Source organism: Tomitella fengzijianii, assembly GCF_007559025.1.
GTDB lineage: Bacteria > Actinomycetota > Actinomycetes > Mycobacteriales > Mycobacteriaceae > Tomitella > Tomitella fengzijianii.
Genome location: NZ_CP041765.1, coordinates 151,504 through 174,684, shown reverse-complemented (window position 1 = coordinate 174,684; position 23,181 = coordinate 151,504). Strand labels below are relative to the sequence as shown.

Genomic DNA, 23,181 nt, shown 5'->3' with positions numbered 1-23,181 from the left:
GCGCCATGGACGTCTACGTCACCCTGGGCCCCGACCAGGAGTCCGCGTCCTCCGTCGCAGCCGCGGCGGAGGACGCGGGCTTCGACGGGGTGTCGTGGGGCGAGCACCTGTTCTTCCACGGCGCCACGCCCAACGCGTTCGTCGCGCTGGCCGCGGCAGCCGGGGCCACCGCCCGGATCCGGCTGCTCACCTCCGTGGTGATCCTGCCGCTGTACCCGGCGGCGCTCGCGGCGAAGCTTGCCGCCACACTCGACCGGGTGTCGAACGGCCGGCTCGACCTGGGCGTGGGCGTCGGCGGCGAGTATCCCGCCGAGTTCGAGGCTGCGGGGGTGGACGTGCGCACGCGCGGCCGCCGCTCAGACGAGGCGCTCGAGGTGCTGCGGCGCCTGTTCGCCGGTACCCCGGTGTACTTCGACGGCGACTTCACCCGCATCCGCGGCGAGGCGCTGCAGCCCCCGCCGGTCCAGCGCCCCGGGCCGCCAGTGTGGCTGGGCGGTCGCAGGCCGGCCGCCATGCGCAGGGCCGGCCGCTTCGCCGACGTGTGGTTCCCGTACATGTACAGCCCCGAGCAGTTGGCCGAGTCGCTGGCGCAGGTGCGCGCGGAGGCCGAGCGGGCGGGACGCGATCCCGCCGCCGTGCGCGGGGCGGTGTTCTGCTGGGGCGGGGTCGACGACGCCGACGGCGCCCGCTCGCGCCGCGAGGTGGTCGACACCGTCAGCGGCGTCTACCAGCAGGATTTCGACCGCCTCGCGGACCGCTACCTGCTGCACGGCACCCCCGACGACGTGGCCGCGCGCATCCGCGAATACCGCGACGCCGGCGCGGAGACCCTCGTGTTCTCCCCCGTCGGCGACGGGCGGCGCCGCGACGAGATCGTCGCGACGTTCGGTGACGGGGTACTGCCGCGCGTGCGATGAATACGCCCGGCCGACGCTCTACCCCGCGCCGGCCTCCCAGGCCTCCCACGCCGATTGGGCCGGCTCGTGCCAGCTCGCGTGGCAGTCGCGGAACGCGCGCGCAGCATCGGGGCCCGGCCAGTCGTCCGGAAGCAGTCGCGCCGGCAGGTCCGGGTCCAGAAACGGGAACCGCCGCCACGCCTGCACCAGCCGCACCTGCGCGGCGAACGCGTCGGCCGGGGCCAGCCCGTCGTCCGGAACGAAGACGTCGGTGAACTCGCGGTACTTCCCGCCCACCTCGTCGAGCTTCCAGGCGGCCTCGATCAGCGCCTGCCGCTCGCCGATCTCCGCCCACTGCCCGGTCCACACGAAGGCGGACGGGCGCAATCCCAGTCCGTCCAGCACGCTTTCGAGCTCGTCGAGCTTGGCGGCGTCCGGCACCACCCAGAGCCCGGGTGCCGGCGAGCCCATGCCCAGCCAGGTCAGCTGGGTGCGCAGCCGGTGCCGCAGCTTGCGCTGCGCCTCCGGCACCGCCACCGACAACAGCACCCAGAGCCCGTCCCAGTCGTGCTCGTCGGCCAGGAACGTGTAGATGCGCGCCGTGCCCTCGCGCAGCAGCTCCGCGCCCGCGGCGGTGAGACTCCAGCGGGTGCGGCGGCCGTCCCGCATGGATTCCAGCAGGCCCTCCGCCGATGCGCGCGCGATGGCCTGGCGCGCCGACTTCTCCTCCACGCCGAGCGTGCCGAGGGATTCCAGCAGCGTGGACGTCCACACGTCGGCGCCGCGCGGGTAGACGAACTCGCCGAGCACGGTGAGCAGCAGCGAACGCGCGCTGGCCCCGCCGAGCTCCGCGCGGCCCGCGGCGAGGCTCGTGCCTGCGGCATCGGTGATGGACACCTCGGCTCCTTTCGCCGGTGATCGGCGGCCGCGGCCCGGCCGTTCGCGCGGCGTGGTCCGCCCGCCGCAGCAAGACGTGCGTCCTACGCTATCGCACCACTTTTCATTCTACAGTTCATTGACGTTCCACCGTATTGATGTAGAGTGATGTGCATCGCATACGTGCTCCCCAAGGCAGCGACCCGAGAGGTTCCCCCGATGACCGTCATCGACAACGACGCCCCCGCCACCACGGGCGACCACGCCCCCGGCCCCGTGGTCGACTTCGACACCGAACCGGCCGCGTACCGCCACTGGAGATTGGAGATCGACGGCCCCGTCGCCACCCTCACGCTCGCAGTGGACCCCGACGGCGGCATCGTCGCCGGCTACGAGCTCAAGATGAACTCCTACGATCTGGGCGTGGACATCGAGCTCTACGACGCCGTGCAGCGCCTGCGCTTCGAGCACCCGGAGGTCACGTCGGTGATCGTCACCGGCGGCCTCGACCGCATGTTCTGCGCCGGCGCCAACATCCGCATGCTGGCGGCCTCGCCGCACGCGTGGAAGGTGAACTTCTGCAAGTTCACCAACGAGACCCGCAACGGCATCGAGGACGCCACCGCGAACTCGGGCCAGACGTACATCGCCGCGGTCAACGGCACGTCGGCCGGCGGCGGCTACGAGCTCGCCGCCGCGTGCGAGCAGATCCTCCTGGTCGACGACGGCACCTCCGCCGTCTCGCTCCCCGAGGTTCCGCTGCTCGGCGTGCTCCCCGGCACCGGCGGCCTGACCCGCGTCGTCGACAAGCGCAAAGTGCGCAAGGACCGGGCCGACATCTTCGCCACCCGCCAGGAGGGCGTCCGCGGACAGACCGCGGTGGACTGGGGGCTCGTCGACGGGCTCGCGAAGGCCTCGGCGCTCATGACCGACGCCCGCGAGCGCGCCCTCGCCGCGGGCGCCGGTTCGCCGCGCCCCGGCGACGCGCAGGGCGTGCGCCTCACGCCGCTGCGGAGGTCCGTCGGCGACGACACCCTCGAGTACACCAGCGTCTCCGTGGACATCGACCGCGACGGCCGCCGCGCCGACATCGTCGTCACCGTCCCGGACGAAGCGCCGCCCGCCGACGCCGCGGGCGCGCTGGGCCAGGGAGCCGAGTATTGGCCGCTGCGGGTGACCCGCGAGCTGGACGACGCGATCCTGCGCCTGCGCACCAACGAGCAGGAGATCGGCACCTGGGTGTTCCGGGTCCGAGGAGACCACCAGCGCGCGCTCGCGTTCGACGCCCAGCTGCGCGAGCTGTCCGCGGACTGGTTCGTGAACGAGGTGAACCACTACCTCAAGCGCACGCTCAAGCGCCTGGACGTGACGAGCCGCAGCCTGTTCTCGGTGATCGAGCCGGGCAGCGCCTTCGACGGGTTCCTCGCGGAGATCGCGCTGGCCTCGGATCGCCAGTACATGCTCGAAGGCGTCTTCGAGGACGTCGACCCCGACGCGACGCCCGCCAGCCTCACGCTGACGGACTCGAACCTCGGCCCGTTCCCGATGGGCAACGGCCTGACCCGCCTGCAGTCGCGCTTCTACGGGCACGACGACCAGGTGGACGCGGTCGCCGCGGAGAAGGACACCGCCCTGGACGCGGCCGCGGCCGACGGGCTGGGCCTGGTCACCATGGCCCTCGACGACATCGACTTCGAGGACGAGCTGCGCATCGTCCTCGAAGAGCGGGCGTCGCTGTCCCCCGACGCCCTCACCGGCATGGAGGCCAACCACAGGTTCGTCGGCCCCGAGACCATGGAGACCAAGATCTTCGGCAGGCTCACCGCCTGGCAGAACTGGATCTTCATCCGCCCCAACGCCTCCGGCCCCGAGGGCGCGCTGCGTCGCTTCGGCACCGGCCGGCGCGCCGATTACGACATGAAGCGGGTGTAGTCGATGACACTGTTCAACGCGGCGGACTTCCTCGTCCACCGGCAGGCCCGCGGCGGATTCGCGGACAAGACCGCGGTGGAGGGCACTCGCGAGCGGACCTATGCGGAGCTGTCCGCCGACGTCGCACGCGCGGCCGCCAACCTCCGCGGGCTGGGCCTGCACACCGACGACCGCGTGCTGTTCGTCATGGTCGACGACGTGGAGTTCGTCGTCTCGCTCCTGGCAGCCTTCCACGCCGGGCTGGTCGCGGTGCCGATCTCCACGATGTACGACGGCCGCGAGCTGGCGGAGATCGTCGAGGACTCCGGCGCCCGCGCCGTCGTGGCCAGCGCCGAGTTCGCCGGCGCGGTCAACGAAGCCGTGTCGGCGGCGTCCGAGGTGGAGCACCTGGTCACCTCCGGCGACTTCCCGGTCTCCGTCCCGGACCGGGTGAACGTGCTCCGGTGGGAGGCGCTCGCCGCCGAGCCGGCCGTCCCCATGCCGGAGCCCGCCGCCACCGACGACGATGCGTGGGCGCTTTGGCTCTACACCTCGGGCACCACGGGCAAGCCGAAGGCCGCGATGCACCGGCACGCCAACATCCGCCACGTCTACGAGACCTACGGGCGGCAGACGCTGGGGATCACCTCCGACGACCGGTGCCTTTCCGTCGCGAAGATCTTCTTCGCCTACGGCGTCGGCAACTCGGTGTTCTTCCCGCTCGCCGCCGGTGCGACGACGGTCCTCGAACCGCGCCGGCCCACCCCCGAGGTGTTCGGGGAGCGCGCCCGCGCCGCGCGGCCCACGCTGTTCTTCGGCGTGCCCACCTTCTACAACGCGATGGTCCACTCCACCCTGCCGGACGACGCCTTCGCGTCGGTGCGGCTGGGCGTCTCCGCGGGCGAACCGCTGCCCCGGGCGCTGCAGGAGAAGGTGCTGGCCCGGTTCGGATTCGAGATCCTCGACGGCATCGGGTCCACCGAGGCGCTGCACATCTTCCTGTCCAACGTGCCCGACGACATCCGGCACGGCACCACCGGCCGCCCCGTCCCCGGCTGGGACGTGGAGGTCCGCGACGCCGACGGGAACGTCTGCCCGCCGGGGGAACCGGGCGAGCTGTTCATCCGCGGCGCCAGCCTGGCCGTGGGCTACTGGCGTCGCACCGACGCGCAGCGCTCGGTGTTCCTGGGCGACTGGATGCGCACCGGCGACACCTACATGCGCGACGAGGAGGGCGTCTTCACCTGCCTCGGCCGCTCCAACGACCTGCTCAAGGCCGGCGGCATCTGGGTCACCCCCGGCGAGGTCGAGGCCCGGATCCTCGCGCACCCGGCCGTCCTGGAGGCGGCCGTCGTGGGCAGCGAGGACGAGGCCGGCCTGGTCAAACCCGTCGCCGCGGTGGTGCTCAAGACGCCGCACGACGCCGTCACCGAACGCGAGATCATCGACTGGTGCCGCGACGGGCTCGCCCACTTCAAGGCGCCCCGCGCCGTGCGCTTCGTCGACGAACTTCCCAAGACCGCGACGGGCAAGCTCCAGCGGTTCCGCGTCAAGCAGCAACTGGCCGGCACGTTGACCGCACCCGAGCGGGAGCCGGCCCACCTGGCAGGAGGGGCCCGATGACCGCACACGACCTCGACATCCTCATCGTCGGCGCAGGCCCCGTGGGGCTGTACGGCGTGTACTACGCCGGCGTCCGCGGCCTGAAGGTCGGCGTCATCGATTCGCTCTCCGAGGTCGGCGGCCAGGTCAGCGCGCTGTACCCGGAGAAGCAGATCTTCGACATCGCCGGCTACCCGCGGGTGAAGGGGCGCGACCTCGTCGCCGCCCTGGCCGCCCAGGCCGCACAGGCGGACCCGGTGTACCTGCTGGGCCAGGAGGCGCAGGAGCTGGTGGAGCACGACGTACCGGCCGGCTCCGGCGCGCGGCGGTTCACCGTCACCACGTCCACAGGCGACGTCGTGCACTGCGGGGCGATCGTGCTCACCGCGGGCATCGGCACCTTCACCCCCCGCAAGCTCCCCGCCGGCGAGGAGTACCTGGGCCGCGGCCTCGAGTACTTCGTGCCCGACCCGCTGCCCTACGCGGGGTCGGACGTCGTGATCGTCGGCGGCGGCGACTCGGCCCTGGACTGGGCGCTCATGCTCGAGGAGCACGCCAAGTCCGTCACGGTGGTGCACCGGCGCAAGATCTTCCGCGCCCACGCCGCCACCGTCGCCCAGGTGGAGGCGTCGACGGTGCGGATGATCACCGACGCCGAGGTGGTCGCCCTGACCGGCGGCGACACGCTGGCCGACGCGCGCGTGAGGACCAAGGGCACCGGCGACGAGGAGGTGGTCGCCTGCGGCAACGTGGTGGCCGCGCTGGGTTTCCTCGCCAACATCGGCCCGCTGCGCGAATGGGGCATCGAGCTGCGCGACAACCGGCACATCGTCGTCGACTCGGCCATGCGGACCACGCGCCCCGGCATCTTCTCCGCCGGTGACATCACCGAGTACGACGGCAAGGTGCGGCTGATCTCCGTCGGATTCGGCGAGGTCGCCACCGCCGTCAACAACGCCGCGGTGCACCTGGACCCCGATGCGCAGCTTTTCCCCGGGCATTCGACCGACGAACAGCCCGCGCCGGAGCCCGCGACGGCTTAGCCTTCCATTCATCAGCAGCGTCCGGGCCTCCGCGGCCCCGCGCCGCTGCCGCGCCAGGCATGCGCGGCATCGCGAAAGGAGCGAACCATGCCGTACGTCATCGCCAGCCCCTGCGTGGACGTGATGGACAAGTCCTGCACGGAGGAGTGCCCCGTCGACTGCATCTACGAGGGTGATCGCAAGCTCTACATCAACCCCAAGGAGTGCATCGACTGCGGCGCATGCGAGCCGGTGTGCCCCGTCGAGGCCATCAGCCAGGACCGCCGCGTCCCCGAGGAGGACGAGGGGTTCATCGCGAACAACCGCGAGTTCTTCGAGTCCGTCCTCCCCGGCCGCGACGAGCCGCTGGGCGCCCCCGGCGGCGCGCACAAGCTCGGCCCGGTAGGGGTCGACACGCCGATGGTGGCGGAGCTGTGACCGCCCCGCTGGGTCGTCCGGCCCGGGAACTGACGGACGAGGAACTGGAACATCAGGGCACGCAGGCGCACGCCACCCGCAACTGGGTGTTCCTGCACGGCACGGCGGCGCAGTTCGCCACGCACACCGCGCGCATGCTGGAGCTCGAGCAGGAGTACATCCGGCGCTTCCCCAAGCGCACCTGGCAGGGATCCGGCGGGGCGCCGGCCGCCGCGGGCGACGAGGTGGAGCAGATGAAGGCGGCCATCGCGGGGATCGTCGTGCAGCTCCAGGCGCTGCTCGAGATCACTCCCGCGGAGCCCACCGACGGCAAGGTCGCCGGGGATCCCGTGGACACGCTGCTGCGGCGCGTCGCCGAGGCCCCGCACGGCCGGATGCACAAGCTGGTAGTGCACCAGGCCGCGCGCGAGCTCGGCATCAGCCGCGAGAAGCTCGCCGAGCTCTACAAGGGCGACCCGCGGCTGCTGGACACGGAGAAGGGCGACCGCGTCATCACCGAGGCGGGCAAGGCCCGGATCGCCGCCGCGGCCCAGTGATCGCGGGATATCGGCCCCGGAACGCCGGACGCAAGCACCGTGCCGGGGGCGGCCCGCGTCAGCGGGACCGGATCTCGGCCAGGACGCCATCCTGGAAGGCCCGTGTTTGGCGGCCTGAGGGCGCGGGCCCGCCGGACCGCGCGGCGATCGCCTCCTCGATGATCCCGGCCGGCCGGTGGCCGGCCGCGAGGAGCCGGCGGCCGGCATCGACCTTCGACAGCCAGGTCCCGTCGCGATGCCGGACCAGCGCGCGGCAGGCGCCGAGGACCGCGTCGTCGGCTCCCGCCGTGGGCCCGTCGTCGGCCTGGCCGATCAGGGTCGCCCACCAGCGCAGCGAGGCGATGAGCAGCCCCCGGAGGTCTTCCGGGGGCAGTTCCGCGAAGGCCTCCGGCGCCGGCGGCCCCGCCAGCACCCGGCCGCACTGGTGCAGGATGCTGCGGTCGAGCCCGTACCAGAACGCCCCGTCGGCCGCCGGACGGTCCGCAGGGTGGAGGGTCTGCCGGAAGGCCATGGCCGGGCCGTCGTTCAGCTCCAGCTCGAAGCCCGGCTCCGCGGTGCCCGACTGCGCTGTCGCCACGGTGTAGACCACCAGTTCCAGGCCGCGGGCCGGGCACGGCAGGGCACTGTGCCGCAACCGGGCGATCAGCTCCCGCTTCACTGCGTCGTCCAGCCGGTCGCGGCAGAGCAGGGCGATGTCGATGTCGCTGCGGCCGGGCTGGAACGCGTTCAGCGCCAGCGAACCCGCGGCGTATGCACCGACGAACTCCGCGCCGAGCACCGCCCGGGCCGCCCGCACGAGGGCTTCCAGGTACGGCTCCACATCGTCGTCCGGCACCACCCCATCATCGCCGACCCGGCAGGCGACGCGCGAGCCCCCTGCCGGGTCGGCGATTCAGTGTCCGGACGTCGGCATGCCGCCGGCGGCGGGACGCCGCGGCGCGGCGTCGTCGGCGGCTGCTCGGTCGGTGTCGGTGGTGGTGGTGGTGGCGGCGTCGGTGGTGGCGGCGGCGTCGGTGGGATCCTCCAGGGTCAGGTCCCGTCCCCGCGTCTCGGTGATCATCGCGAGCGCGGTGATCGAGACGGCGGCCGTGACGATGATGATCAGGCTCAGCGGCCAGCTCGACTCGCCGAGTGCCGCAAGCAGGCTGCTGGCGATCAGCGGGGTGAATCCGGCGCCGATCAGGCTGGCACCCTGGTAGCCCAACGATGCGCCGGTGTAACGGACGGTGGTGCCGAACATCTCCGACAGCATCGGCACCAGCGGCGCGAACATCAGGTTCTGCAGGACCTGGCCGATCACCAGGCCGACGATCATCAGCGAGACTTCGCCGGTGTTGATCAGCATGTACATCGGGAAGGCGAACGCGGCGGCGCCGACGGCGCCGATGAGCACGGTGGACCGCCGGCCGATCCGGTCCGACAGCGTGGCCGCCGCCGGGATGGCGGCCAGCGACACCACCGACAGCAGCACGAGCACCTGCATCACGGTGGACTCGTCGTAACCGATGCCCGTCGCATAGGCGATGATGTGCGACGTCATCAACGCGGTGAGGGCGAACGGGGCGATGCCCGCGGCGCAGGCGAGCACCACAGGCTTCGGCTTCGCCAGCAGCTGCTTCAGCGGCGTGCGATCGGCGCTGTCCGCGTCCGCGCGCTCCGCCGCCTCCTGGAAGACGGGGCTCTCGACGACTTTGCTGCGCATGTAGAGGCCGACGACCACCAGCAGGGCGCTCACCAGGAACGGGATCCGCCAGCCCCAGGAGTGCAGGCTTTCCTCCGGCAGCAGGCTCACGATCGCCACCGCCACCGTCGACAGCAGGAACCCGATGGGCGAACCCAGGTTCATCACGCCCGACCATTTTCCGCGGTTGTCGGCGTCGGCGTGCTCCACGACCATCAGCGCTGCGCCGCCCCACTCGCCGCCCACGGCCAGGCCCTGCACGACCCGCAGGATCACCAGCAGCACCGGCGCCGCCACGCCGATCGACGCGTAGCCGGGGAGCAGCCCGATGAGGAAGCTCGCGCCGCCCATCACCGCCATCGTGACGATGAGGATGTGCTTGCGGCCGAACCGGTCGCCGAAGTGGCCGAAGACGATTCCGCCGAGTGGGCGTGCGACGTATCCGACGGCGAGGGTGCCGAAGGCCGCGATGGTCGAGACGATGCGGCTGTCGCCGGGGAAGAAGACCTCGCCGAACACCAGCGCCGCCATCGTGCTGTAGAGCAGGAAGTCGTAGTACTCCAGCACTGTGCCGAACAGGCTCGACACGGCGACCTTGCGCAGCTGTGCGGGCGACGACTCGTGGCTCCCGGGGGCCCGGCCGGTTTCTTCCATCTTGTTCCACCTCACAGTGCGGCTCGCGTTGAGCGTTCCGGTCGACATCGACGAGCGGATGCCTCCGCCTGAAACCAAGCATTCGCTTGGTTCCTATTATGAGGGTGATAGTCGCCACGTCAAGTCCATCCTTGCGTACGCGATCATGCGAGGAAACCACTGAAACATGGTTTTTGGACGGGTTATTCGCCGTACTCAAAGTCCAACACGGCACTGGACACTCTCCCGCCAAGTAGGAAATGAGCATTTGCTCATGCCCTGGAATTCAGGATGGACCGTGGGCCGTGGCCGAGCGGGCCCGGCAAGAGGGCGGACGGCCGCGGGCGCGGTGTATGGTGCAGCCTGCACGGAATGCGACGGAGGGGTCGTGCCAACGGAAACCGCGACGAAGGCCGAGCGGAAGCGGCAGCTGATGCTGCGGGCCGCCACTGAATTGTTCGCTGTGCACGGCCTGGCGGGCACGTCGATGCGGATGATCGCGACGAGCATCGGCATCCTGCCGGGGAGCCTCTACAAGTACGTCGACTCCAAGGATGCGCTGCTCCAGGAGATCGTCCTGGGCCACCTGCGCGCGGTGCATGCGGAGTTCCGACACGTCCTGAACCTGTCGCTGCCGCCCGCACAGGAACTGGGCGAGCTTATCCGCAGGTCGCTCATCCTGGTGCAGCGCGATCCGCACTCGCCGCAGATCTGCCGCAACGAGGAAGGCGCCATCCGCCGGCTGGCCGGCCACGCGGAGATCCGGTCGCTGGCGGCGGCAAACCACAGGCTGTGGGTCGCTTCCATAGAACGCGGAGTCGCCGAGGGTGCGTACCGGCCGTCGATCAACCCGGCCGCTGCGTACGAGCTGATCAAGGACGGCATCTGGCTGACCGGCCGGTGGTTCACGCCCTCCGAGCACTATTCCGCCGCCGACCTGTCCGTCGAGTGCGTGGAGTTCTACCTGAACGCGCTGGCCCGATAGCGCCGAGTGGGCACCACCATGGACCGAGCCGGCCGGTCCGTGCGCGACGCCAGATTCCGGGCGGATGGTGCGCGCCTACTGCGTGGGCGCACCCATGCGGCGGATCGCGTCCAGCATCACGGCCGGGGCATCAGGGGCATGCTCTCCGGGCCGGATGGTGATGGACTCCCACGTGCCCGAGTACGGGAACATCCCGTGGTCGTCATGCAGTCGCCGGGAGACCGGCGAGCGGGACATGGTTCCCGCTGCCAACCCGCTGAACGGCACGAGCCAGGACAGCTGCAGCATGTCGACCCCGGTACGCAGTGACCTACCGTCGGCTTCCAACGACGCGATCCAGCGGTGCTTTCCGGGCGCTTCGACGTTCAGTCGGAGTCTGCGTGCCCCCTGGGGAACCGGCGCCGGATCGGACACGATGGTCCGCCCCCACGCGTTCTGCTCCACGATGAGCTCGCCGCCTGAAATGTAGAGCACATATCCGGACTCCTGCCCCCCGTGCGCGACGAGTACACCTTCGTCACCCGGGCGGTAGCCGTCCGGTCCCAGATCCACATCGATAGTGAACGAGCGGCCGTCGATCAGCTGGTTCGCCCGGAACCGTTCAAGCGGCGGCGTCTCCGGAAACAGGACCGTCTCGGTGGCGAAACGCTCCTCCGCCGGATCGCGCTGCATGAAGTGCAGCGGGCTGCCGTTGGACATCGGATAGACGCTGTTGGCGACGGCTGCGGCGTCGAACCGTGCCGCGAGCTCCGCGACCGTTCCGGGATGCTCGGCAGCGACGTCGTCGAGTTGGACCGGGTCGCGGTCGACCGAGTACAACGCCCAATGGTCCTCGGCGAATGCGGTGGCCGCCGTATGATCGGCCACCGCCTCCCAGGCGGGGTGCCCGTCGAGGCTCGGGGCATAGAAGGCGCGCTCGCCGAGACATTCGTAGTACTGGTCGCCGTGCGCACTCGGCGCGTCGGGGTTGCGCAAGGCCTCGACCATCGAGGACCCGTCGAGTGTTCGCGCATCGCGGCCGTTCCGGGTGGCCGGCACAGCCACGCCCGCCAGTTCGGCCACGGTCGGCAGCAGGTCTGTCACGTGTGCGTACTGGTGACGTACGCCCAGCCGGCCGAGCCCGGTCGGCCAGGAGATCAGGAAGGACACCTGGTGCCCGCCCCGGTAAGTGCTGAACTTGTGACGCCGGAACGGCGTGTTCGAGGCGGTGGCCCACCCTGTCGCGTACAGCGGCCACGTGGAGGGGCCCCCGAGCTCGTCGATCCAGCCGATCTCCTCGGCCACACGCTCGTCCGGCGTCGGCACGTGCGCGCGATTCAGATTCGACAGGTGATTCATGATGCCGACATCACCGCCGCCCCCGCCGGACGCGCCGTTGTCGGACAGGAACACGAAGATCGTGTTGTCCAGTCGCCCCAGTTTGCGCTGAATGTCGCGGATCCGGCCGACGGACTCGTCGATCGTTTCGATCATCGCGGCGTAATTCTCCATATGCCGGGCCGCCAGGCTTCGGCCGTCCTCGGCCAGTGCGTCCCATCCCGGGACGTCCGGACCGAGGGCGTCGTCGAGCGGGGCGGTACCGACCTCAGCCGGGATCACGCCCAATTCGTCCTGGCGTCGACGCCGCTCGGAACGGATCGACTCCCAGCCCGCGTCGTAACGGCCGCGATGCTTTTCTGCCGCACCGGGCTTGATGTGCATCGGCGAGTGCACGGCAGCGTGGGCGAAGTACATCATCAGGGGCTTCGACGGCTCTGCCGCGGCCGATTCGGCGATCATCGTGACGGCCCGATCGGTCAGATCGTCGGTCAGGTAATAGCCCTCGGGGTACTCGGTGGTGTGCACCGGGTTGTTGCCCTCGTAGAGTTGTGCCGGGTTGTGCAGATTGGCCTGCGCCTCGAGGAATCCGTAGTACTGGTCGAACCCACGCTGAACCGGCCATGAATGGCGGTCTCCGGCGGCATGCATGTCCTGCTCGCGGCACAGGTGCCACTTCCCGATCGCCATCGTGGCGTAGCCGGCCGCGCGGAACGTCTCAGCCATCGTGGGCTGGTTCTCCGGGAGTTCGGCCGCATAGCCGGGGAAGCCGTCATCGACGTTCGCGACCGCGCCCATCCCCACTGCATGCGAGTTGCAGCCGGTGAGCAGCGAGGCGCGGGTGGGCGAACAGGTGGGCGTCACGTGGAAGTCCGTCAGCGTGGCACCTTCAGCCGCGACCGCATCCAGGTTCGGGGTGGGAATCTCGGAGCCGAATGGACCGATGTCCGAATAGCCCATGTCGTCGACGATCATGACGATCACATCGGGCGCGGTGCCGCCCGGACCTCCGATGGGCCCGGGCCGAGCCGGCCACGACGGAACGGCGCTGGGCAGATCCTCGGCGATCACTCCACTGAACCCGTCAGCGGAAGGGGCGTGCCGATCACGGTGCATCCGGCCACTATTCGTCATGCCGATGACGGTAGACACACATCACCGGAAGCGAATCCCATTCCCGCCCTGTGGGATCACGTGCACGTCGCTGTGCGATGTGCCACAGAATCGGGCTTCGGACGCCACCCGGCGACGGCGATGGCACACGACTGTTCTGCGCAGCGCCGCAGGCAGTTCGGGCAGATGACGTCTCGATGGAAGGGAACCCATGACACGGAACAGAAGGATCGGGGTGGCCGCAGCGGCGATGCTCGCGAGCTCCACGCTGCTGGCAGGCTGCGTCAGCGCCGGCAGCGGATCCGGTTCCGGCGAGAGCGGCGCGGCGGAGGTCACGCAGGCCGGCATCATCGGCGACCAGCCGGAGGCCGGTGAGCCCGTCAGCGGCGGCACCCTGAGTTTCGCCGGCTATTCGATGCCGTCGAGCCTCGACCCCACCAAGACCCAGCCCGCCGGCTCGACCGGCGGCACCGAGATGGCCAACATCTACGGCCTTCTCGTGCGCTTCGACGCCGACAAGCAGGAGTACGTCCCCCAGCTCGCCGAGTCGCTCACCGAAAGCGACGACCACCTCGCCTGGACCATCGGCCTGCGCGAGGGCGTCACCTTCTCCGACGGCACGCCCCTGGACGCCCAGGCCGTCGTCGACAGCATGAACCGCTTCAACGAGAACCGCGGCGCCAACAGCCAGCAGTTCAAGGCCGGCGTCAAGAGCATCGAGGCCACCGACCCGCAGACCGTCACGGTCACCCTCAACGCGCCGTGGTCGGAGTTCCCCGCGCTTCTCACCTTCGGTCACGGCATGATCCTCGCGCCGGCCGCCTACGCGGACCCGAACAACTTCAAGCCCATCGGCGCCGGCCCCTACACCGTCGCCAACTTCGCGCCGGCCGAGTCGCTCGAGCTCGCCCCGCGCGCGGACTACTGGGACGGGAAGCCGTATCTGGACAGCCTCAAGTTCGTCAACATCGCCGGCGGCCAGCCCCGCATCGAGGCGCTGAGCTCCGGCGGCGTCCAGATGACCTTCCTGCGCTCCGCCGAGTGGGTCGCCGACGCCAAGGGCGAGTACCCCGGGTTCTACGAGCCCCTCAACGTCAACGATGTGCTGCAGATCAACAACCGTGAGGGCCACCCCGGAGCGGACCCGAACCTCCGCAAGGCGATCGCCCTGGCCATGGATCCCGAGGTGATCAACCAGCGCGCATTGAAGGGCGACGGGCACCCGACGACCAAGATCTTCGCCGAGTGGTCCAAGTGGCACAACGACGTCCCCGCGTTCGAGCAGGACACCGCGCAGGCCAAGCAGCTCGTCGACGCCGCCAAGGCGAACGGGTTCGACGGGAAACTCAGCTATGTGAGTGTGAACGACCCGACCTCGCAGGCGACCGCCACCGCCACGCAGGCCCTACTCGGCGCGGTCGGCATCGACGTGGACGTCGAATACGCCGCCACGGTCACCGACATGGTCAAGCGCCTCTACGTCGATCACGACTTCGACCTGGGACACGGCAGCTACAGCATCTCCGATGCCGTGCCCTACATGCGCCTGTCCGCCTCACTGCGGAGCAACTCGTCGAACAACATCCTCGGCTACGACAGCCCCGAGATGGACAAGCTGCTCGACACCGCGCAGCACGCCACCACCGAGGACGCCGAGAAGGCGGCGCTGAAGGCGATCGAGCAGAAGATCCACGAGGACGTGCCCTATGTGAACCTGGGCTGGGGCGCGAACTTCGTCGCCTGGAACCCCGACGTCTACGGCGCCACGCCGAGCAACGACGGCATCATGCTGCTGGGCAACACCTGGATCAAGAAGTGACGCCGGATCGACGGCGGCCCGGCATGACGACGACGCGGCCCGGCCGACCAGCCCGCAGTACCTAGGCTGCTCCGCCCCGCCGCAGCGCGTCGAGCCTGGCTGCGAGCCGCTCCCGGTCCTCCTCGCCCAATCGCACGCCGAGCTCACGCACGCCGTCCACCGCCTGGTCGACGGAGATCTGCGCGTGCTCGGTGGGCCGGCCGGCCGTGCGCACGGTGCGCGCCCCCTCGGTGATCGTCACGTGCCCGTAGGGCATGTGACGCATCACCATCAGGTGGTTGACGAACGGCGAGTGCGGCTCACGTGAGGTGACGAAGTGCCCGGCGCGCACGTCCGCCGGCTTCACCGGCAGTTCATCCGTGCGGTGCTCCACGGCGCCGTCGCGGCTCAACTCCCACACCGGGGCGCCGTCGTCGTCGAGCAGCGCGAGGCGCGCCGTCCGCCCGCCCAGGTCCTGGGTCGCCCCGTCCTCCAGCGCCAGCGGGCGGAGGAGGCTGTATCCGAAGCCCGGGTCACACATCCACCTCCGCCCGCCGGCCTCGGCGAGCACCGTCATGTGCGTGCGCGTGTTGGTCGGCGAGTGCACCCGCCCCAGCGCGCGGCGCACCGGAAAGCCCAGGTGCTCGGCCGCTGCGGCGAAGATCTGCGCGTGCTCGAAGCAGTATCCGCCGCGGCCGCGCCGCACCAGCTGGTCCTGCACCGCATCGGGGGCGACGCCCGGGTGCGTGCCCATCAGCGCGTCGACGTTGGCGAACGGCAGCGCCCGCACGTGCGCCTCGTGCAGCGCGGAGAGAAGCTCGACGGACGGCTCCGGCCGGTTGCCGTCGGCAACCTCGACCATCCCGATCATCCGCAGGTACTCGGGGATATCGAACAGGTCGGTGCGCCACGACGCGCCGGTCAGCGGCGGCTCCGCCGGAGACGCCGACGGGGACGGCCGCGACCGCGCCGGTTCGGCGGGCATCGGTTCGGCGGGCTGTTCAGCGGGCGTTGGTTCAGTGGGCATCGGCGGCAGCGCCCCCTCTTGATTTTGCTGTGATCTATTGCACTTATGCGGCTTCGTCGCTACATTTTGTCACGGACATTGCCGTTACGAGTTGCATCGACAGCCGCTGGGTGTCGCCATGTCCATCGTGCCCGGGCACGCCGCCGACCCTCCAGCGGTAGGAGCCACGCATGAGACGACGCATCAGGGCCGCCGGCCGCGGAGCGGTCACCGTGACGGCCGTGCTGGCGGCGGCGACGGCGCTCGCCGCACCGTCGGGCGCAGTGCCGGGGACGCCGGGCCTCGGCCCCCTCGGCACCGCCACCGTGCACGGCGACATCTACTCCACCGACACCATCCCCGGCCAGGGCCCCGGCACGCAGACCGGCGTGCACGCGTCGATCCCTGGCGGCACGTGCTCGTCGGTGTTCGTCGGCGGCGACGGCATGCCCGTGGCCCTGTGCACCGCCTACGTCGGCACCGACCCGCTCGAGACCACGCCGCCCATGGTCGTGCTGCTCGACCCGGCCACCGCGGCTCCCCTCGCGCGCATGCAGCTGCCGAAGGGGGCGCTGCTCGGCGGCGTGTACGGGTACCTGGACGACCAGGACCGCGTCGTCATCGCGGACGGCGACGGAGTCCTCCACGCCGTCGGGCACAGCCGCGACGCCGCCGGCGCGTGGACCCTCACCGACGAGGTGCTCGCCGACCTGGACCCGCTCATCCGCGACGGCGACTACGTCACGGGTCTCGCCCCCGGCGTCGACGGCCGCATCTGGTTCGTCACCGTAAACGCGGTGGTCGGCACGGTGGTCCCCGGCGAGCCCGCGTCGGCGCGGACCCTCGACCTGCCCGCCGACGCGGGGCAGCCGGCGGGTGAACGCGTCTCCAACGGCATCACCGTGCGACCCGGCGGCGCCTCGGTGATGACCACCCGCGCCCTCTACGAGGTGGACCAGGGCGAGGACAGTCAGCCGCGCATCCGATGGCGGCGGGCCTACGACCCCGGCGCGGCGCGGCACCCGGGGATGCTCAGCCACGGGTCGGGCTCCACGCCCACGTATTTCGGGCCGAATCAGGACGACTACGTCGCCTACCTCGACGCCGCCGACCAGTCGACGCTGTTCGTCCTCGACCGCGCCAGCGGGGAGGTGCGCTGCGAGATGCCCGCGTTCGCGACCACGCTGCACCCGGAGACCGCCGCGCCCGACGGCCGGCTGATCGCGGGGCCGGCCCAGTCCGAGAACTCGCCCATCGCGCTCGAGTCGCCCGGCGGCGGCGAATGGTCGCTCATCATCGCGAACACGTACGGATTCCAGTACTTCCCGATGGCGGTCGACGGCCCGGCGGTGCCGGCTCAGGCGCCATACCGGGGCGGCATGACCTCGATCGTCACCGACGGCAGCGGCTGCACCCGGCAGTGGACGTCGAACACCCGGACCGCGACCCTGCCGAAGGCGACCACCGGCGACAGGCTGATCCACGGCCTGTCCTACGGCGACCTGCCCGCGCTGCCGGCGCAGTCGGCCGAGCTCCCCGGTGCGGCCGAAGCGGAACGCGGCGTCCAGGACCTGCTGGCGGCGGGGCTGCCCCAGAAGGTCGGGCCGGTGTACTACACGGCGATCGACGCCGACACCGGCGCGGAGGTGGTGCGCTCGTTCGTCGGAAACGCCCCGCTGGACGAGCCGATGGAACTCACCGGAACGGTCGCACCGAACACCGGCGACGGCGACGGGCCCGGCGTGTACTGGCAGGGGACCGTGGGCCGCATGCTCCGCATCGGCCCACCCGCGCGGTGATGCTCTGCGCGCCCGCCACGCCGGGACGGGTCTACGGGCAGGTGAACTCCACCTCCATGCGGCCCGCCGCCTCGGTGTCGTCCTGCGTCACCGCGGAGGACACGCGGTAGTTCGCACCGTCGACGGTGATCTCCGCGCCCGTCCTGTCGGCGTCGGTGGCCTGCCACTCGTCGCGCCCCTGCTCCAGCTCGAAGTCGTCGAGCCTGGGCGGATCGGAGAGCACGATCTCCACCTGCAGTTCCCTGTTCGCCGCGCGATCCTGCGCCTCGAGTTCGATCTGCGGGAAGCCCTCGTCGTGCTCGTGGTCGCAGCGCACGTCGGGGAAGCCGGTGTCCTGCGGGGCACCGTTCAGCACCACGGATTTCACGGTGGCACCCATCCCGGACTGCGCCGGTGCGGTTTTCCCGGTCTGCTGCGGCACCGGCTGCGCCGCACCCGGCTCCGCGGTTTCGGCCGGGGCGGCGCCCGGCGGCGCAGTACTCGCGGCGTCGTCCTGGCCGTCGCCGGATGAGGAGCACGCCGACGCTCCGAGAATCGCCGCGACTGAGACCACCGCGGCGGCCGCCCGGACACCTCTCCTGCTCGTTGTCCCGCTCATGGCGCCGACGCTAACAGAACCGGCGGCCGCCCAGGCTCCTCATGCGCCGGGGCCGGTGGTAGACCGGATGCACACCCTCGGCGAAACGGAACCCGATGACCAGCCTGTCCACCGGCGCGGAAAGCACCCTGTTCGGCATCCTCATCCTCGCGGCCTGCCTGTGGATCGGCGGGATGGTGACGGTGGTGTTCGTCGCCCGCATCAGCTCCGCCACTCTGGATCCGATGGCACGGGTGGCGTTCTTCCGCGCGTTCGGGCGGGCCTTCGGGGTCTTCGCGACGGTCGACCTGCTGGTGGGACTCATCGTCGGCGCGGTGCTGCTGGGCACCGCGCCGTGGACGGGGATGAGCACCGCGCTCGCCACGATCGCCGCGGCGCTCGTCGTCGGGTTGGCGGCCGGGATCGTGCAGGCACGGAACATGACCCGCCTGCGCCGCCGGGCGGAGGAGAGCGGCGGGGCGCTCGACGGCCACGTGGCCCGCGGCGGCCGATCCGCCGCCGCGCTGCGCGGCACGATAAGCCTGCTCACCCTCGCACTGTTCGCTGTGGGGCTGGCGCACTGGCTGTGAGGCGGTCCCGTCACTGGTGCGCTTTGGTGGACATCTGGTCGAAAATCCGCCGATCCCCAGCCAAATGTCCACCAAAGCCGGGCGGCCGGTGACGCGCCACCCGCGGCGAAAGCTCAGTCGAACACGATCACGCCGCGCAGGTTCACCCCCGCCTCCATGTCCTCGAACCCCTTCGCCACCTCGTCGAGCGTGTAGGTGTTGGTGACCAGCGAGTCCAGTTCCAGCTTCCCGGCGGTGTACATGTCGATCATCCAGGGGATGTCGACGGTGGGGTTGGACGCGCCGAACAGGGATCCCACCAGCGACTTCTGATACAGCGTCAGCTCCAGGGGACTGATGGGCAGCCCCACGTCGGACATCTTCCCCAGGCCCGTCACGACGCACACGCCGGCCTTGCGGATCGAGGAGAAGGCGGCCGCGATGTGCTCGCCGGTGGTGTTGCCGACGGTGACGATCGCGGCATCGGCGCCCTGCCCGTTGGTGAAGGTGCGGGCCAGCTCGGCGGCCTCCTCGACGTCGGCCACGGCGTGGGTGGCGCCCAGGCGCAGCGCGCTCTCGCGCTTGAAGGCCACCGGGTCGACCGCGATGATCCGCGACGCGCCCGCGTGCGCCGCGCCCTGGACGGCGTTGATGCCCACGCCGCCGGTGCCCATGACGATCACCGTCTGCCCCGGGTAGACGCGCGCCGAGTTGACGGCCGCGCCCCAGCCGGTGCCCACGCCGCAGCTGAGCAGGCACAGCCGGTCCAGCGGCAGCGACTTGTCCTGCACCTTGATCGCGTTGTCCACGTGCACCGTGGTGTATTCGCTGAAGGTCGCCAGCCCGCACGTCTGCCCCACCGGGGCGCCGTCGAGGAGCATGCGGTGGCTGTCGGGATCGTCCGGCCGCCCGCCGGTCATGATCGCGGCACCCCGGTCGCACAGGTTCTGCATGCCCGACGCGCACCACCGGCACTTGCCGCACGCCGCGAGGAACGAGAACACCACGTGATCGCCCACCGTGAAGCCCTCCGTTCCCGGGCCCACTCGCTCCACGACGCCCGCGCCCTCGTGGCCGCCGCAGATCGGGTAGTTGTGCACCGCGTGGTCGCCTGCCGCGATGTGCGCGTCCGAGTGGCACAGGCCCGAGGCGGCCATGCGCACCATGATCTCGTCGCGGCGCGGCTCGTCCAGCTCCAGGTCCACCACCTCGAACTTGCCCGGCGCCTGCGTGATGACGGCTCCCCTGGTACGCATCCGGTCTCTCCTCGTCGTCCGATGGTCTACGCCGTGCCCGCCGGTCCGCGCTCCGCATGATCCGGCCGGTCACGCCGGCTTCCCTTGGTCTACCGGCGAATCCGTGCGGAGCCGCCCCGAGTGTCCACTGGGCAGGACACGAATGTTGCCCGGGTCACAGCGGATCTAGCGTCGAGGCCATCACTCGCACCCCAGGATGAGGAGCACGCGCGCATGACCACCGTCGCAGAGTCCGGTTCCACCGCGGACACCCTTGCCGCGCTCGACGACATCCTCGCCCGCCAGCGCGCCGCGCGCCTGGCCGAGGGGATGCCGTCCGCGGCCGCACGCCGCGCCCGCATCCAGGCGGTGATCGACCTGCTGGTGGACGAGTACGACGCGATCGTCTCCGCCATCGACGCGGACTTCGGCGGCCGCCATCGCGGCTACTCGATCATGAACGACATCCTGGGCTCGCTGGGCTCGCTGAAGTCCTCGCGCGACCGCCTGGAGGAGTGGATGGCGCCGGAGCCGCGCCAGGCGTACGCGCCGTACGACCAGTACGGCGCCACCGCCGAGATCCGCTACACCCCCAAGGGCACCGTCGGCATCCTGGGCACGTGGAACGCGCCGGTGTTCACCCTGCTCAGCCCCCTCGCCTCGGCGCTCGCCGCGGGGAACCGCGCCGTGCTCAAGCCCTCCGAAGTGGTGCCGCGGACCGCGGAGACCGTCGCCCGGCTCTTCGCCGAGCGCATCGACCCGCTCGACGTCGCCGTGGTCACCGGCGGCCCGGAGGTGGCGGAGCAGTTCACGGCGCGCCCGTTCGGCCACCTCGTGTTCACCGGCAGCACGCCGGTGGGCCGGGCGGTGATGCGCAACGCCGCCGAGAACCTGGTGCCGGTGACGCTGGAACTGGGCGGCAAGTCGCCGACGCTCGTCTCGCGCAGCGCGGACCTCGCAGCGGCCGCAGGAAAGGTGGCGGGCGCCAAGTCCAGCAACGGCGGACAGCTGTGCGTGAGCCCGGACCTGGTGTACGTTCCGCGCGAATCGGTCGACGCGTTCGTCACCGCGCTCACCGGCGCCTACGCGCAGCTCGTGCCCACCGTGCAGGACAATCCGGGGGCGATCAGCATCGTCGACGAGCGGCACGCCCGGCGCGTGGCCGGCCTCGTCGACGACGCACGCGCCCGCGGTGCCCGCGTCGAGACCGTGCCCGACGAGCAGCAAGACGGCCGGCGGACGCCCCTGCATGTGGTGGTGGACCCGCCCGAGGACGCGGCCGTGCTGCGCGAGGAGCTGTTCGGCCCGGCGGTGGTGGTCCTCGGCTACGACGCCGTGGACGGCGTGCTCGCAGCGCTGGGCGAGCGGCCCGCACCGTTGGCCCTGTACTGGCTGGGCACGGACGACGACGAGCTGCAGGCGGTGCTCGACGGCAGCACGTCCGGCGGCGTGACCGTCAACGACCTGATGCTGCACCCCGGACTCGAGGACGCGCCGTTCGGCGGGGTCGGCGACTCCGGCATGGGCCACTACCACGGACGCGAGGGGTTCGTGGAGTTCAGCCACGCGCGCAGCGTCTTCCACGCCCCCGCCGGGGCCGGGCAGCCGCCCGCCGCGCTCTACCCCGAGGGCTTCGAGCAGATGATGGCGTCGATGATCACGCGGTAGGGCCGGTCACGCGATGGCGACGCCGTGCCGGCACGCGCGCAGCGCGGCGAGCAGCCGGTTCCGCAGTTCCCGCGGGTCGATGACGTCGTCGTAGGTGGCGGTCTGCGCCAACTGCCACGGCCCGGACGCCTCGTGCTCGACCAACGCGCGGCGGGTGTCGTCATCGGCGCCCGAGGTTTCCCCGCCCACCGCGGCCGGGATGCCGCCCAGCATCGCGCCGGGGAAGGCGAGCGACACCGTCTGCCCGCCGAAGGCGTTCTGCCCCATCACCGAGCTGCCGAAACCGAACGCCTTGCGGATGGTCACGTGCAGCTTGGGCACCGCCGCCCGGTGCTGCGCGACGAACATCCGGGCCGCCTCGCGCAGGATCCCCGCCCGCTCGGACGCGCTGCCCGAGAGCACGCCCGGGTTGTCGGCGAGCTGCACCAACGGCAGGCCGAAACCGGCCGTCGTCGCGACGAACCGCGCGGCCTTGTCCGCGGCGGCGACGTCGATCGCGCCGGCCAGCACCGCGGGCTGATTCGCGACGACGGCGACAGAGCGCCCGCCGATCCGGGCCAGCGCGGTGATCATGGACGGGCCGTACTCCGGCTGTATCGGCAGCAGCGTGCCCTCGTCGACGATCTCCTCGAGCACGTCGAGCATGTCGTACGGCCGCCGCGGGTCGGGCGGGATGATGTCCAGCAGCGCGTCCACCGTGCGATCCCCGTCGCCGGTGCGGGTGAACGGCGGCGCCTGGCCCGCGCGTGAGGGGAGATAGGACAGGTACCGGCGCACCAGCGCCAGCGCCGCGTCGACGTCCGTGGCCACGTTGTGGGCGACGCCGCTGACCGCCGCGTGCACGCGCGGCCCGCCCAGTTCCTCCTTGGTCACCTGCTCGCCGGTAGCGGCCCGCACCAGCGGTGGCCCGGCCGTGAACAGGGACGCGAGGCCGTCGACCATGACAACGAAGTCGGACAACGGCGCGGCCAGCGCGCCGTGCCCCGCCGACGGGCCCGTGACGACAGAGATCACCGGGACCTCGCCCGCCATCTCGGCGAGCACCTGCAGGTCGTTGGGGGCAGGGCGCTGCGGTTCGAGGCTGTTGGCGGCGCGGTGGCCCGCCCCTTCGAGCATGAGCACCAGCGGTGCGCCCTCCTGCCGGGCGAGCCCGGCGACCCGCGCCCGCTTGGTGGCCGCGGCGACGCCGATGGACCCGCCCGCCACCGAGAAATCCTCGGCGCCCACGAAGACCGGGCGGCCGTCGATGGTCCCCGAACCGGCGACGAACGCGTCGGCGGGCGTCTCCGAGCGGCCGGCGAGCAGACCGACCTCGGTGAACGTGCCGGAGTCGAGCAGCCGGGCGATGCGCTCGCGCGCGTCCACCCGCCCCGCCGCGCGGTGCCGGCGCAGCTTCTCGTCGCCGCCCATCGCGCGGGCGGCGGCGCGCCGCCGTTCCAGCGAGGCGAGCAGCGGCGCCCAGTCGTCGCGGTGGCCCACTGCGGCGTCCTTCCTGTTCCCAATAGCTCTGTGTATACGG

Annotated in this window: 19 protein-coding genes; 11 read left to right on the top strand and 8 right to left on the bottom strand. The window is 71.3% G+C overall.

All coding sequences use genetic code 11. The features are described from left to right. Positions 1–5 precede the first annotated feature (5 nt). Positions 6–917: an LLM class flavin-dependent oxidoreductase gene (locus FO059_RS00810; RefSeq protein WP_143905557.1), complete on the top strand. Its 912-nt coding sequence runs from the start codon at positions 6–8 to the stop codon at positions 915–917. An 18-nt stretch (positions 918–935) separates the two neighbouring features. Here the strand turns inward: FO059_RS00810 and FO059_RS00805 are convergent, their stop codons facing one another. After that, on the bottom strand, positions 936–1,793 hold the full coding sequence (locus tag FO059_RS00805) for a PaaX family transcriptional regulator (protein ID WP_199257053.1): 858 nt from the start codon (positions 1,791–1,793) through the stop codon (positions 936–938). A 198-nt stretch (positions 1,794–1,991) separates the two neighbouring features. Here FO059_RS00805 and boxC point away from each other — a divergent pair, with 198 nt between their 5' ends. The 5 genes from boxC (at position 1,992) to FO059_RS00780 (ending at position 7,281) form a co-directional block, all read left to right on the top strand. Further along, positions 1,992–3,704, top strand: a complete 1,713-nt coding sequence (gene boxC, locus FO059_RS00800) for a 2,3-epoxybenzoyl-CoA dihydrolase (RefSeq protein WP_143905555.1) — start codon at positions 1,992–1,994, stop codon at positions 3,702–3,704. A 3-nt stretch (positions 3,705–3,707) separates the two neighbouring features. After that, entirely contained in the window at positions 3,708–5,306 is a 1,599-nt protein-coding gene (locus tag FO059_RS00795; protein WP_143905553.1) for a benzoate-CoA ligase family protein, read from the top strand. Further along, positions 5,303–6,328, top strand: a complete 1,026-nt coding sequence (locus tag FO059_RS00790) for an NAD(P)/FAD-dependent oxidoreductase (RefSeq protein ID WP_143905551.1) — start codon at positions 5,303–5,305, stop codon at positions 6,326–6,328. Before FO059_RS00795 ends, FO059_RS00790 begins: the two co-directional genes overlap by 4 nt. Positions 6,329–6,415: 87 nt before the next feature. Beyond that, a complete protein-coding gene (fdxA, locus tag FO059_RS00785; protein WP_143905549.1) occupies positions 6,416–6,745 on the top strand; it encodes a ferredoxin in 330 nt (109 codons plus the stop codon). Further along, entirely contained in the window at positions 6,742–7,281 is a 540-nt protein-coding gene (locus FO059_RS00780) for a DUF6158 family protein (RefSeq protein ID WP_143905547.1), read from the top strand. Before fdxA ends, FO059_RS00780 begins: the two co-directional genes overlap by 4 nt. A 58-nt stretch (positions 7,282–7,339) precedes the next feature. Here FO059_RS00780 and FO059_RS00775 read toward each other — a convergent pair whose 3' ends face one another. Together FO059_RS00775 and FO059_RS00770 are read right to left on the bottom strand one after the other, a co-directional pair. Beyond that, a complete protein-coding gene (locus tag FO059_RS00775; RefSeq protein ID WP_168226567.1) occupies positions 7,340–8,116 on the bottom strand; it encodes a nucleotidyltransferase domain-containing protein in 777 nt (258 codons plus the stop codon). A 57-nt stretch (positions 8,117–8,173) separates the two neighbouring features. Then, positions 8,174–9,616, bottom strand: a complete 1,443-nt coding sequence (locus tag FO059_RS00770; protein ID WP_143905545.1) for an MFS transporter — start codon at positions 9,614–9,616, stop codon at positions 8,174–8,176. A gap of 367 nt (positions 9,617–9,983) precedes the next feature. Between FO059_RS00770 and FO059_RS00765 the strand changes: the two genes are divergently transcribed. Further along, positions 9,984–10,580, top strand: coding sequence for a TetR/AcrR family transcriptional regulator (locus tag FO059_RS00765; protein WP_158726594.1), 597 nt, complete (start codon positions 9,984–9,986; stop codon positions 10,578–10,580). A gap of 75 nt (positions 10,581–10,655) precedes the next feature. Here FO059_RS00765 and FO059_RS00760 read toward each other — a convergent pair whose 3' ends face one another. Next, a complete protein-coding gene (locus tag FO059_RS00760) occupies positions 10,656–13,031 on the bottom strand; it encodes an arylsulfatase (RefSeq protein ID WP_143905541.1) in 2,376 nt (791 codons plus the stop codon). A 190-nt stretch (positions 13,032–13,221) separates the two neighbouring features. Here FO059_RS00760 and FO059_RS00755 point away from each other — a divergent pair, with 190 nt between their 5' ends. Continuing rightward, positions 13,222–14,829, top strand: coding sequence for an ABC transporter substrate-binding protein (locus FO059_RS00755; RefSeq protein ID WP_143905538.1), 1,608 nt, complete (start codon positions 13,222–13,224; stop codon positions 14,827–14,829). A 61-nt stretch (positions 14,830–14,890) separates the two neighbouring features. On the opposite strand, the gene FO059_RS00750 is transcribed toward FO059_RS00755, so the two are convergent. Further along, entirely contained in the window at positions 14,891–15,835 is a 945-nt protein-coding gene (locus FO059_RS00750; protein ID WP_143905536.1) for an arylamine N-acetyltransferase family protein, read from the bottom strand. 170 nt (positions 15,836–16,005) lie between these two features. Between FO059_RS00750 and FO059_RS00745 the strand changes: the two genes are divergently transcribed. Beyond that, the gene (locus tag FO059_RS00745) at positions 16,006–17,613 is read left to right on the top strand and encodes a hypothetical protein (protein WP_143905534.1); all 1,608 of its coding nucleotides are present in this window, start codon (positions 16,006–16,008) and stop codon (positions 17,611–17,613) included. Positions 17,614–17,644: 31 nt separating this feature from the next. On the opposite strand, the gene FO059_RS00740 is transcribed toward FO059_RS00745, so the two are convergent. Next, a complete protein-coding gene (locus FO059_RS00740; RefSeq protein ID WP_143905533.1) occupies positions 17,645–18,211 on the bottom strand; it encodes a lipoprotein LpqH in 567 nt (188 codons plus the stop codon). A gap of 95 nt (positions 18,212–18,306) precedes the next feature. On the opposite strand from FO059_RS00740, the gene FO059_RS00735 reads away from it, so the two are divergent. Beyond that, positions 18,307–18,780, top strand: coding sequence for a hypothetical protein (locus FO059_RS00735; RefSeq protein WP_143905531.1), 474 nt, complete (start codon positions 18,307–18,309; stop codon positions 18,778–18,780). A gap of 113 nt (positions 18,781–18,893) precedes the next feature. Here FO059_RS00735 and FO059_RS00730 read toward each other — a convergent pair whose 3' ends face one another. Further along, entirely contained in the window at positions 18,894–20,015 is a 1,122-nt protein-coding gene (locus FO059_RS00730; protein WP_143905529.1) for an NDMA-dependent alcohol dehydrogenase, read from the bottom strand. Positions 20,016–20,228: 213 nt separating this feature from the next. Between FO059_RS00730 and FO059_RS00725 the strand changes: the two genes are divergently transcribed. Next, the gene (locus FO059_RS00725) at positions 20,229–21,662 is read left to right on the top strand and encodes an aldehyde dehydrogenase family protein (RefSeq protein ID WP_143905527.1); all 1,434 of its coding nucleotides are present in this window, start codon (positions 20,229–20,231) and stop codon (positions 21,660–21,662) included. Positions 21,663–21,668: 6 nt separating this feature from the next. Here the strand turns inward: FO059_RS00725 and FO059_RS00720 are convergent, their stop codons facing one another. Beyond that, positions 21,669–23,141, bottom strand: a complete 1,473-nt coding sequence (locus tag FO059_RS00720; RefSeq protein WP_233266866.1) for an acyl-CoA carboxylase subunit beta — start codon at positions 23,139–23,141, stop codon at positions 21,669–21,671. Between the last annotated feature and the right edge of the window lie 40 nt (positions 23,142–23,181).